Source organism: Planifilum fimeticola (assembly GCF_003001905.1).
GTDB lineage: Bacteria > Bacillota > Bacilli > Thermoactinomycetales > DSM-44946 > Planifilum > Planifilum fimeticola.
The window spans coordinates 176,030-188,704 of the sequence record NZ_PVNE01000002.1 but is presented as its reverse complement, the minus strand read 5'-3'; the positions used below and the strand labels follow the sequence as shown (position 1 = coordinate 188,704).

10 protein-coding genes are annotated in these 12,675 nt (G+C 57.0%); 1 reads left to right on the top strand and 9 read right to left on the bottom strand.

What is annotated here, in order from left to right:
• Positions 1–21: 21 nt before the first annotated feature.
• Positions 22–1,086, bottom strand: coding sequence for a D-xylose ABC transporter substrate-binding protein (gene xylF / locus CLV97_RS02310; protein WP_106343905.1), 1,065 nt, complete (start codon positions 1,084–1,086; stop codon positions 22–24).
• Positions 1,087–1,272: 186 nt separating this feature from the next.
• On the opposite strand from xylF, the gene CLV97_RS02305 reads away from it, so the two are divergent.
• Positions 1,273–2,460 (top strand): ROK family transcriptional regulator, encoded by a 1,188-nt coding sequence (locus CLV97_RS02305; protein ID WP_106343904.1) that lies wholly within the window; start codon positions 1,273–1,275, stop codon positions 2,458–2,460.
• A 397-nt stretch (positions 2,461–2,857) separates the two neighbouring features.
• On the opposite strand, the gene CLV97_RS02295 is transcribed toward CLV97_RS02305, so the two are convergent.
• The 8 genes from CLV97_RS02295 to CLV97_RS02260 form a co-directional block, all read right to left on the bottom strand.
• Positions 2,858–3,679 carry a carbohydrate ABC transporter permease gene (locus CLV97_RS02295; RefSeq protein ID WP_106343902.1) on the bottom strand — a complete coding sequence of 274 codons (822 nt, stop codon included), beginning with the start codon at positions 3,677–3,679 and terminating at the stop codon, positions 2,858–2,860.
• Positions 3,676–4,557, bottom strand: coding sequence for a carbohydrate ABC transporter permease (locus CLV97_RS02290; RefSeq protein ID WP_106343901.1), 882 nt, complete (start codon positions 4,555–4,557; stop codon positions 3,676–3,678). Before CLV97_RS02290 ends, CLV97_RS02295 begins: the two co-directional genes overlap by 4 nt.
• A 50-nt stretch (positions 4,558–4,607) precedes the next feature.
• Complete coding sequence (locus CLV97_RS02285) at positions 4,608–5,861, bottom strand: extracellular solute-binding protein (RefSeq protein WP_106343900.1); 1,254 nt, start codon at positions 5,859–5,861, stop codon at positions 4,608–4,610.
• 312 nt (positions 5,862–6,173) lie between these two features.
• Entirely contained in the window at positions 6,174–6,968 is a 795-nt protein-coding gene (locus tag CLV97_RS02280) for an enoyl-CoA hydratase (protein WP_425440535.1), read from the bottom strand.
• A 5-nt stretch (positions 6,969–6,973) separates the two neighbouring features.
• Positions 6,974–8,629 carry an acyl--CoA ligase family protein gene (locus CLV97_RS02275; RefSeq protein WP_106343898.1) on the bottom strand — a complete coding sequence of 552 codons (1,656 nt, stop codon included), beginning with the start codon at positions 8,627–8,629 and terminating at the stop codon, positions 6,974–6,976.
• Between the two features lie 323 nt (positions 8,630–8,952).
• Positions 8,953–10,410, bottom strand: coding sequence for an aldehyde dehydrogenase family protein (locus tag CLV97_RS02270; RefSeq protein WP_106343897.1), 1,458 nt, complete (start codon positions 10,408–10,410; stop codon positions 8,953–8,955).
• 70 nt (positions 10,411–10,480) lie between these two features.
• Positions 10,481–11,701: a M20 family metallopeptidase gene (locus CLV97_RS02265; protein WP_245891330.1), complete on the bottom strand. Its 1,221-nt coding sequence runs from the start codon at positions 11,699–11,701 to the stop codon at positions 10,481–10,483.
• On the bottom strand, positions 11,698–12,675 hold the full coding sequence (locus CLV97_RS02260; RefSeq protein ID WP_106343896.1) for a P1 family peptidase: 978 nt from the start codon (positions 12,673–12,675) through the stop codon (positions 11,698–11,700). Before CLV97_RS02260 ends, CLV97_RS02265 begins: the two co-directional genes overlap by 4 nt.

Below are 12,675 nucleotides of genomic sequence, written 5' to 3'. Positions count from 1 at the left end.
CCCTGTAAGAGGCCGGCTTTGTCAATTCCGTTTCGGACGCTCGGCCTCCGGCACGTTTTTGTATACATCATCAAAGGAATGGAATCCGTCTTTGATGATCGTCTCCATCATGTTCTCCCGGTCCACCGCGATGGGAGAGAGCAGAAGGGCGGGAACGTCCTTTTTCCCGTTGTTCACCGTATCGGTGGTCTCGATTTTTTCCTGCCTGGCCAGCCGAACCGCCGCCTCCGCCGCCTTAAAGGCCAGCTCCCGGATCGGCTTGTAAACCGTCATCGTCTGTTTTCCTTCCACAATCCGCTGACAGGCCGCAAGATCGGCATCCTGACCGGATATGGCCACTTTTCCCGCCAGGTTTTGAGCCGCCAGCGCTTCCACGGCTCCTCCCGCGGTGCTGTCGTTGGAAGCGACCACGGCATCGATCTTGTTTTTGTTGGCTGTCAGGGCGTTTTCCATGATCTTGAGCGCTTCATCCGCCTGCCAATCCTTGGCCCACTGGTCCCCGACGATTTGAATGTCGCCCTTGTCCACCAGGGGCTTGAGCACCTTCATCTGCCCTTCCCGAAACAGCTTGGCGTTGTTGTCAGTGGGAGATCCTCCGAGCAGAAAATAGTTTCCCTCAGGAACCTTTTCCACCAGATATTGCGCCTGCAACTCGCCCACCCGAACATTGTCGTAGGAGATGTACAGGTCCACGTCGGAATTGTTGATCATCCGATCGTAGGCGATCACCGGCACCTGCTCCTGATTGGCGAGATTGACCGCGGAGGCCATCGCATCGGAACTGTGCGGAATGATCACGAGCACATCCAGATCCTTCGACAACATGTTCTCGATCTGGGCAAGCTGTTTGGCATCATCCCCGTTGGCGGACTGCACGATCACCTCGGCTCCCAGTTCTTCGGCCTTCTGGATGAAGAAGTCCCGGTCCTTTTGCCATCTTTCCAGCCGGAGATCATCAATCGACATGCCGATGGTGATTTTATCATCCCCGGCGTCGGAACCGACATCCTGGCCGCACGCAGAAAGGAGAAGAAGGAGTGCTGCAGCCGCAAAAATCACCCAAGCACGGGACAGCCGCCCACTCATTCACGACCCCCTCCAATTCGCATTTTCCTGAAACGTCTGTCTCTTCCCATCTTAACACAACCGACTAACTTTGTCTATCGACTTAACTAATTAATACCGGGGCACCGGCTCATTTGCTTTTTTCGCGAGTTTATTGGATACTGTAAAGTATAATGGTTGAATGATCAAAGAAAGTGAGGCTTGTCCATGCCAGTTACTGGGGATCAAAGTCTGATCAAGAAAATCAATCAATCGATCGTTCTCGAAATGATCCGAAACCATTGCCCCATCTCCCGGGCTCAGATCGCCGAATTGACCGGGTTGACCAAGGGGACGGTCTCCACCATCGTAAACGACTTGATGAAAGACAACCTGGTGTACGAAATCGGTCCCGGTCGCTCCAGCGGCGGGAGACGTCCCGTTATGCTCATGTTCAACAAGGCGGCCGGATATTCCATCGGCGTCGACCTGGGCGTCAATTACCTGCTGACCGTGCTGACCGACCTGCAGGGAAATATCGTCCTCGAACAAACGAGTCTCTATCAGGATTTGTCGTACGATGAAATCCTTTCCCTGCTGAAAAAAGACCTGCGGACGATCATCGATCAGGCCCCTTCCAGCACCTACGGCATTATCGGGATCGGCATCGGCATTCCCGGAATTGTCGGAAACGACGGAACCGTCCTGTTCACTCCCAATCTGGGATGGAAGGATGTGGACCTCAAAGGGGTGATCAACAACGAATTCCAGGTGCCCGTTTGGATCGACAACGAGGCCAACACGGGGGCCTTGGGTGAAAAGTTGTACGGAGCCGGACGGGAAGCCTCCGACCTCGTCTATGTCAGCGTCGGGATCGGCATCGGAACGGGCATCGTGTTGAACGGGGAACTGTACAAGGGAATCTCCGGCTTCTCCGGGGAGATCGGCCACACCACGATCGAAGTAAACGGAAAAAAGTGCCGGTGCGGAAACAAGGGATGTTGGGAGCTGTACGCGTCGGAGCACGCCTTGCTGTCCCAGGCGAAATCCCTGCCGATGTTCCGCGGCGGGGACAATCGGGAAATCGATCTTGAATCTTTGATCCGCCTGGCCGATGAGGGGCACACCGAGGTGATCAATCTGTTCAACCAGATCGGTGAATACCTGGGAATCGGGATCATGAACATCGCCCTCAGCTTCAATCCCGAACTGGTGATCATCGGCAACCGGCTGAGTAAAGCCCAGCAGTGGATCGTGAATCCGGTCAAAAAAGTCCTGAGCAACCGGCTGATGCCTTACCACCGGGAAAAGCTGAGGGTCGAATTCTCCAACCTGGGCGTTTATTCGAGCGCCCTGGGGGCTTCCTCGTTGGCGATCTCAAACTTCTTTTCCGACTCAAAGGTGACCCTCGAATAGACGAGCGCAAAGAAAAAAGCCCTCGGCGGTGGCCGAAGGGCATAGAAAAAAATCCGTCCCTGTGTCCGGCCAATCGGCAATTTGGGGTGATGGAACGCCATCCCCCACCGGCCCATCCCGGATTGCCCCGAAAAATCCGGACCGCTCTTTCTTCCCTGCGAAACCGCAAGGCAACATCTCCTCCGTCCTCTCTGCCGCATCGGACCGCCGTCCGAATCCCGCGCATGCTTGCCGAAGGGCCGAAAATCGGAGCATTATCTCCGGGCTCCCGGGCCCGACATCCATCCACCGGTCGCGCACCACCGCGCTCCAACGCGGAATATGCAAGCAAACTCGGACGGCGATCGCCACCACCTGAAAGCGAGGCTGCGGACAAATTCCTCTACTGCCGATCCTGTCAACCCTTCACTGCACCGGCAGCCAGGCCCTTCACCACTTTTTCCTGGGAAATGAAGTATGCGATCAACAGGGGCAATGTTCCCAAAACCAGCGCCGCCATGATCCCCGGTACATTGACGGAGAACTCCCCGTAGAAATCCCGCAGCCCCAACGGCAATGTCTTGTTTTCCGGACTGGAGGTCAGCACCAGGACAAAGACGAACTCGTTCCAAATCTGTATGAAGTTGTAGATGGCGACCGTCGCGATCGCCGGCGTCGACAGCGGAAAATGGATCTTCCAAAACATCTTGAAATGAGAACACCCGTCAATGCGCGCGGCATCCTCCAATTCCCGCGGAATCTCCTGCATAAATTGCGTCAATATGAAGATCGACACCGGCAGGCTGAAGGCAATATACGGGCCGATCAACGCCAACAGGGTATCGTACCAGCCCCATTCCCTGACGAGAATATACAGGGGAATCAAGGTCGTGTGAACGGGAATCATCATCCCTGCCAAAAACAGAAAAAACAAAGGGCGATTCAGACGAAACTTCATCCGTGAAAAGGGGTAGCTCGCCATGGCCGCCAGGATGACCACCGCGATGACGGAAACGACGGAAACGATGATGCTGTTGAGAAAATATCTCGGGATATCCATCTGCAATACCCGAACATAGTTTTCAAATGTGAAGGACGTAAAAAAGGAAACCGGGTTTTGAAAAAAATCCGATTGGCTCTTGAAGGAAATCATCACCATATACAGGTACGGAAAACCCGTAAATATCAAAAACAGGATCGCCAAGGCGTATAGGGGAATTTTTTTCATCTCCTTGATCATACGGCCTCATTTCCTTTCCTTCTGAAATGGCCGAGGGAGTATACGAGCACGGTCACGATGAAGGCGATCAGAAACATGGCGAAGGAAATGGTGCTCGCATAACCCATATTGAAATAGGAAAAGGCCTGCTTGTACATATAGGTCGCCATCAGCTCGGTGGAATTGTTGGGTCCTCCGCCCGTCATCACAAAGATCAAGTCAAAATACTTGAGGGAACCGATGATGGACAGAATGGAAGAAGTGATGATCGTGGGAAGCAGCAGCGGAAGGGTGATATGGCGAAATTTTTTCCAGGGACCGGCTCCGTCGATGCTCGCCGATTCGTAGATTTCCTCCGGAATCCCGACGAGTGCCGCCCGAAAGAGAATCATGTAAAAAGGGGTGAACTGCCAACAGACCGTGGCAACCACCGACCAAAAAGCGGTTTCTTCGCTACCGAGCCAGCTGCTCTTCAAAAAGGAAAGTCCGACGAGATCCAGGGTGCGGTTCAGAATCCCCTGATTGGGGTCATAGATGTAAATCCACAAAATCCCGACGGCAACGCTGGACATCAACAGGGGAAGAAAATAGACGGTGCGGAAAAGGCGCAACCCCCGGATCGGGGAAAACAAAAGCAGAGCCAGGATAAGTCCCAAGGGCAGCTGGGTCAACAGGGATGCGACGACCAACAGCAGATTGTTTTTCAGCGAAAGCCAGAACACATCGTCCGACAGAATGCCGATATAATTGGACAAACCGGAAAAGGTGGCACTGCTGTCGATTCCGCTCCAGTCAAACAGGCTGTAATAGAAGGTGGAAAAAATGGGATACAGGACGAATACGGCATAAACGAGCAGTGCCGGACCGATGAATGCGAGGATGATGGACGATTTTTTCATATACCCTGCCCCTCAACCGATTTTTGTACGGGGGCACCGCGATGCCCCCGTCATTTTTTCAAAATCTCCTTTGCCTTTTTCTCCATGGCCTTTGCCGCTTCTTCCGGCGTCATCTTGAGACCGAACAGGGACTGCGTGGTATTTTTGTGCTCTTCAGCCAGTTCGGGCGGCAAGGTCTGATCGTAGTAAACCTGCAGGTAATTCGCCTGATCCACCATGTCATTCAGTTTTTGAACGAAATCGTCATCAACTTCGACCCCTTTGAGGGCCGGAATGGCACCCCTGTTCTCCGCAAAGGGCTTCACCGTTTCTTCGCTGGTCAGTTCCTTCAGCAGCTCAACGGCCAAATCGGGATATTTGCAGGAAGCGGAGATCGAATAGACCGGACTGACACCTCCGACCAGGTTGCTCGGATCCCCCTTGCCGTCCGGCACGGCCGGGAAGGGAAAGAACGCCACTTTTTTCTCCATTTCCGGGTTTTCATCGCGGATATTGTTCAAAAACCAGCTTCCCATCACGTACATGGCCGCCTTGCCCGAGTAAAACAGTTGCCTCGACTGGCCGGTGTCTTCATCCAGGCCGTTGAAGCCCTCGGGGAAAGCTCCTTCCTTCACCAGTTTTTGAATGTATTCGCCGGCCTTCACATACGCCGGATCGTCAAAGGACCCCTCCCGATTCACCGCATTCTCGAAGAGCTTTTCTCCCCCGATACGATCGGCAAAATACATCAGATAGAAGGCGCCCGTCCATTTCGTCTTGTTGGCGAGGGCAAAGGGAATCACGCCGTTCTTTTTGAAGGTTTCGACCGCTTGCAGCATTTCGTCCCAGGTCTTGGGCGGCTTGACGCCGTACTTTTCAAAAACCTCTTTATTGTACCAGACCGGGACCACATCCATCGCCAAGGGAACACCCATGATTTTCCCGTCAAAGGTGGCGGCCTCCAGAGCGGCCGGGACAAATCGGTCCGCCTCCACCTTGTCCGTCAGATCATAAACTTGTCCCGCTTCCACAAATTCCCCCAGCCATCCTCCTCCCCAGGAATGGAAAATGTCCGGAGGATTCCCGCCTCCCATCGCGACGGGCAATTTGGTCTTGTAGGCATCGTTCTGTTGCGCCACGATTTCCACCTTGACATCCGGGTGCTTCTCCTCAAATCGCTTCACTGCCTGTTCAAGAATGGTTCTCTCCTCTCCGATGCCGATATGCCAGAAGGTCAGCGTCTTCTTCTCGGTACCGGCCGAAGGCATACAGGCGGTCAAAAAAACCAAGAGCCCCACCATCAGCAACAATCCTGGCTTTTTCATGGCCTTCCCCCTCAAAGAAAAATTCACAATACATATCAAAAGATGATGTATTATCGAAATATTTTCGTTTCAACGTTAACTATAGCATTGCTTTTTTTGTTTGTCAATTGATTAAACCTTCTCTTCTTTGAGCCCTTTGAATTCCTCCTTTAATCGCTTGATATGTCTTGCTTTAACCCAAATACAGGAGGAGATAAACCCGGATATTTCGGTTAATCATTAAACAAAGTGTCCGCCCCTGTCGTTCCACGTCCAGCAAAAAAGGCCCGGCGAAACAAATATTCACCGGACCTGTCCGAAAATCCGCATCCCTCACCGATGGCGCCACCGGGGCGGCCGCTTTTCCAGAAAGGCGCACATTCCCTCCTGGGCGTCGGCGGCCGTGGCGTTGAGGGACATCACTTCCTTGGCGTAGGCATAGGCCTGGGGTTGCGGCATCTCCAGCTGACGGTAAAAGGCCTGCTTCCCGATTCCCACTGTAAAGGCGCTGGCTTCCGCAATTTTGGCGGCCAGGGCGCGCGTCTCCTCCTCCAACCGTTCGGCGGGAACCACCCGGTTCACCAATCCGACCGCCAACGCTTCCCGGGCGGATATGGGTTCACCGGTCAGCAGCATCTCCATCGCCTTCTTCCTTCCCACCGCCCGGCTCAGGGCAACCATCGGCGTCGAACAGAAGAGGCCGATCTTCACTCCAGGCGTGGCAAAACGCGCCTCTTCCGATGCGACCGCCAGATCGCAGGTAGCCACCAATTGACAACCGGCCGCCGTGGCCATCCCGTGCACCTGGGCGATGACCGGCTGCGGTATGGCCTGGATCGTCTCCATCAGTTCCGTGCAGACATCGAACAGATGCCGGTAAAAGGAGATGTCCCGATCGACCATCTCGCTCAAATCGTGCCCTGCGCAGAAGGCGGGCCCCTCTCCCTTCAGAACGACGACGGACACTTCTCCGCTGCCGCCGGCGGCCTTCAGGAAATCCGTCAGCTCCCGCATGTGCTCTTCGGAAAGGGCGTTTCGCCGCTCGGGGCGGTTCATCGAGACGACGGCCACCCTTCCGTCCAAACGGGGCAAAATGTGCCGGTAATTCTCCGTCCGCACCAGACTCACGAACATCATCCCTCCCGATCGGCGAGCCGGGCCTCTTTTTCGGCCAACGCCCGCTCCCGCAATTTAAATTTCTGTACTTTTCCCGTTGATGTCTTCGGCAGCGGTCCGAAGGATACCTCCTTCGGACATTTGAAATGGGCCAGGCGCTCCCGGGCAAAGGCGATCACCTCTTCCTCCCCGAGGCGGGCTCCCGGCCGGAGGGTGACAAAGGCCTTGGGCACCTCCCCCCAGTACGGATCGGGGACACCCACCACCGCCGCTTCCATGATATCGGGATGCTGGTAAAGGACGCGCTCCACCTCGATCGTGGAAATGTTGACCCCGCCGCTGATGATGATATCCTTCTTCCGGTCCTTCAGCTCGATATACCCGTCGGGATGCACCACCGCCAGATCGCCGGAATGAAACCACCCGCCCCGGAAGGCCTCCGCCGTCGCCTTCTCGTCGCGGTAGTAGCCCTTCATCACGTTGTTTCCCCGCATCACCACTTCCCCCATCGTCTTTCCGTCCGCGGGGACATCCTCCATATTTTCATCCACCACCCTCAGTTCCGGCGCGTGAATGTAGCCGACCCCCTGCCGTCCCTTCAGCATCGCCCGCTTCGTCCATTCCTCGCCGTCCCATTCCTCCTTCCACACGCAAACCGTGTGGGGACCGTAGGTTTCGGTGAGACCGTACACGTGGATCACCTGCGCCCCCATCTTTTCCGCCTGTTCAATCACCGCCGGGGGCGGCGGGGACGCGGCCGTCACGATGCGGAGCGGGCGCGGAAAGCGGTATCCCGAAGGGGCTTCGGTAATCATCTTGATGATCACGGTGGGAGCGGCGCACAGGTGGGTCACCTTCTCCTCCTCGATCAGCCGGAAAATCTCCTCGGACCGCACCTTCGGCAAGCAGACGTGGAGCGCGCCCACCCCTGTGACGGCCCAGGGAAAACACCATCCGTTGCAATGATACATGGGCAGCGTCCACAAATAGACGCTGGAAGGAGTCAGACCCGTCTCCACGATCTCCCCCATCGCGTTGAGGTAGGCTCCCCGGTGCGTGTACATCACCCCTTTGGGTCGCCCTGTCGTGCCGCTGGTGTAGTTGATGCTGATGGTCTGGTCTTCGTCATCCACCCGGTAGACGAAGGGTTCGGCCCGTCCCTCCCGCAGGAAATCTTCATAGATGAGATCCGCCGGATCTCTCTCTTCTTTCTCCGGTCCGGTCCAGATCACCAAAGGGAGATCCAGCTCGCCTCGAATCGGCTCCAGGAGGTGGCCGAGCGTCCCGTGGACAATCAGGGCTGCGGCCCCCGAATGCCGGAGGATGTACTTCACCTCCCCGGGAGAGAGCAGCCGGTTGATGGGAACCAGCACGGCCCCCACCTGGGGAACGGCGAAATAGATTTCCAGAAATTCCACCGTGTTGGGAAGCAATACCGCCACGCGGTCCCCCTTGCCGATCCCCGCCTTGACCAGGGCGCTCGCCAAACGATAGACGCGGGAACCGAACTCCGCATAGGTATAACGGCGATCTCCGTCCACCACGGCCGTCTTTTCGGGAAAGACGTGCAATGCGCGCTCCAGAAACATCATCGGAGTCAAGAGGGAACGATGAACCGGAAGATCCTCCCATTGCGCCTTGGACCACACCTTTTGGAACAACCGTTTCTCCATGACCGCCCCTCCTCTGTCGCCGACTGATTGGACCCAATATTCGGCCTTATCCAAAAACTGTTTCAAAAAATCTTCCACACGCGCTGTAGGGGTGTGAAACTTCCGCCCGGACAACAGGGGTTCAAAACACCCGGCAGGCATGCGATCATCGGTCCTCGCGGTGTCTCCGAACCGGCGAACCGGCGCCCCGCCTCACCTCCTCCTTCGATGCAAGCCAAATCCTTTGATTTATATCAGTTTAATCCGATTTATCATAGTAGTCAAGTTGGTAATATTGATTTAACGACGGAAGCGGCCATCGGATGTCCAAAGCGCTTTTCTCTTCAGGCAAGGGAAGAACCGTACCGGATCAACACGTTCTTCAGCTGCGTGAAGTGGAGGAGCGCCTCCAGCCCCTTTTCCCGACCGAATCCGCTTTTTCCGTAACCGCCGAAGGGCATTTCCACCCCTCCTCCGGCTCCGTACGTGTTGATGAATACCTGGCCGGACCGAACCTTCTTTGCAACGGTCAGGGCCTTTGACAAGTCTCTGGTGTGAATGCCGGTGACCAGACCGTACGGCGTCTCATTGGCGATGGAAATCGCTTCATCCACCTCATCGAAAACCAGGGTGGACAACACCGGTCCGAAGATTTCCTCGGTGGCCACCCGGCAGCCCCGGGGCACATGATCCAACAGGGTGGGTTGTACAAAATAGCCCTTGGCGAGCTCCCCCTCCTCGAGCCGGGACCCCCCGGTCAGGATTTCCGCCCCCTCCTCCTCGGCGAGGGAGATGTATCTCAGAACGGTATTCAGCTGCTTCTCCGAAATGATCGGCCCCATATCCGGATTGTTGATCCCGGGACCCACCGTGAGGGATTCCATTCTGTCTTTGACCATCGACACCAATTGATCGTGGACGGAACGCTCGACGAGCAGCCGGGATCCCGCCGAACAGGTTTGGCCGGCATTTTGTATGATGGAATTCACCACCCACCGGACGGCTTCCTCCAAGTCCGCATCGGCAAAAACGATGTTGGGCGATTTGCCGCCCAGTTCCAGTGTGACGGGAACGATGTTTTTTGCCGCCGAAGTCATCACCTCCGTCCCGACCGGAACGGAACCGGTAAAGGACAAATGATCGATCCCGGAATGTGCGGCCAGCGCCGCTCCCGCCTCTACGCCGAAACCCGGCACCACGTTGAAGGCCCCGTCGGGCAGACCCGCCTCCTTCAGCAGGACACCCAATTTCAAAGCCGTAAGCGGGGTCTCTTCCGCCGGTTTCAAAACCACCGTGTTGCCGGCGGCCAGCGCCGGTGCGGCGGTCCGTGCGGCGACCTGCATGGGGTAATTCCATGGGATGATCAAACCGCAAACCCCAAAGGGCTCCCGTTGGGTAAAGTCGATATAGCCCGGCGACACGGGTATGGTCTCCCCCAGGATCTTGTCGGCAACCCCCGCATAGTACTCGAAATACCGCGCGCTGACTTCGATATCCGTCCGCGCCTGATTCAGCGGTTTCCCGTTGTCCATCGTCTCCAATAACGCCAATTCATCCCGATCTCTGCGGATCAATTCCGAGGCGCGGAGCAGAATCCGGCCTCGCTCCGCCGGATGCATGTTTTGCCACCCGTCGCTTTCAAAGGCGGATTTGGCCGCCTTGACGGCGGCATCCACGTCTTCACCGCGTCCGCGGGCAACCCGGGCGATCACCGATTGGTCCGCAGGGTTGCGGGTTTCAAACCACTCGTTTCGTTTGGATTCCGTAAACTCACCATTGATCCACAATCCGTAACGGTCCATTTTTCCTCCTCCCTCACCTTCACAGAATGGGCAGCATCCCGGGAATACTCGATCGAAAGGCGGATGCATGCTAATCCCGGCTCAAAAACTTGAGGGCCGCGAGACAATAGATTTTCGTCGTTTCGATCAACTCGTCGATTTCCACATATTCATCCGCATGGTGAGGGATGTGGCGATCCCCCGCCCCCGTGGTGACGATGGGCACCCCCGCCAGATGGAGGAACGTGCCGTCCGTCGCTCCCGGAACCCCGTTGTAAACCGGTTCTCTTCCCGTGACTTCCCGGTAAGCGTCCGCGACGGCGACGACGATCCCGTTCTCCTTATCCGTCTCGGTCCAGGGGCGCTCCTCGATCACCTCGATGGACGCCTTGAAATGAGGGTCCTCCTTCCCCAGATCGTCAAGAATCTCTTCCATCTGCCTCCGGAGCGATTCATGTTCCTGCCCCGGGACGGTCCGGATATCCAAAGCGGCTTCGCACTGATCGGGCACCACATTGATCTGCGGTTCCCCCTTTACCGGGGAGCGCAGGATGGTGGGAGTGATGCTCGGCCACCCCAGATAGGGATGCTCTCCGACCCGCTCCCTTTCGCGCCGTTCCAACTTCTCCAGTTCCAGGAGCAGTCTGGCCATCCGCGTATTGGGATTGATCCCTGTCAGCGGCATCGCCCCGTGAGCCATCTTGCCGTACGTTCTGACGAGGACCCTCATCGCACCCTTTTGCGCGATGCATAGCTGATTTTCTTCCGGTTCGCAGATGATCGCGCCGTCCACTCCCCGGGCCCAACCGCGGCGGATGAAATCCTTGATCCCGATCATCATCCCCTCTTCGTCGCAGGGAATGCACAGGATGATTTTCCCCGCCAAATCGGCCCCCGATCTTTTGATGGCACGGACGGCGGAGATGGCTGCGGCGAGATTCCCCTTCGTGTCGCACGCCCCCCGGCCGTAGATTCTCCCGTTTTCCATCACGGCGCCGAAGGGATCATGGCTCCAGGCCTCCGGATCCCCTTCGGTGACGACATCCGTATGGGCTTCAAACAGAAGGGTCTTCCCCGGACGCCGAAAATCCAAGAGGGCGATCACGTTTGGACGCCCGGGAACCACCTCTTCATAGTGCACCTGCAGCCCCATTTTCCGCAAATAGCCCGCTACGAACCGGGCCGCCCGCTCCTCGTTGCCGTCCTCGGCTTCGGGACGGTAAACGCTTTTGATCCGGACGAGCTCCCGGGTCAGGCGGATCAATTCATCTTCATCGATGAAACGGAGAACCGCCTCTTCCACCCTCTTCAACTCCCCTCACCCCTCCCATTCTGCAAATCGCGATATGCGGGAATCCCCTCCAACCCTTCAGCCGACCGAATGGCCGCAAGGACCGCCTCCGCCAACACCTCGGCGGCGATCGCCCCCACCAGATCGACGGAAGCCTCCACTTCGCCCGTCGCCACGGCAAACACGGTGTCCCCGTCCACCATCGTATGGGCGGGATAGATGGTTCTGGCCAATCCATCGTGCGCCATCGAAGCCACCTTGCTGGCCTGCCCCTTGGTGAGACGGGCGTTGGCGGCCACGACGCCGATCGTCGTGTTCATCCCTCCGGAGAACGAGAGAGGCTGCATCCCCATCCAGTGGAGATAACTGCGGATTCTCCCCTCATCATCCCTGGCGCCCGCCAAAATCCGCCCCGATGAGGGATCCCGGATTTCCCCCAACGCGTTCACCGCCACGATCGCCCCGACAATCAGATCCCCCCATGCCCGGGAAGCCGACCCCAATCCTCCCTTCATCGCGCGATGGGGGCCGGCCATCTTTCCGACCGTTGCACCGCATCCGGCTCCTACATTTCCCAGGGGAAAGGAGCCCCGGGCCGCTCTGGACGCGGCAAGATAGCCCATCTTCCCGTCGGGACGAACCTTTGCATCTCCGACATCCAGATCAAACAGGACGGCCGCGGGGACAATCGGGACCACCCCCGCCCCCGTCTGAAACCCGCAGCCCCGCTCCTCCAAATACTTCATGACACCTCCGGCCGCATCGAGGCCATAGGCGCTGCCCCCGGAGAGACAGATGGCGTGAACCCGTTCCACCAAATGGACGGGATTCAACAAATCCGTCTCCCGCGTTCCGGGGGCGGATCCCCGGACATCGACCCCGCAAACGGCCCCCTCTTCCATCAGCAGAACGGTGCATCCGGTGAGGGCGCGCCGATCCTCGGCATTCCCCACCTTGATCCCGGGAACGTCCGTAATGTTGTTGTACAGCCCCAT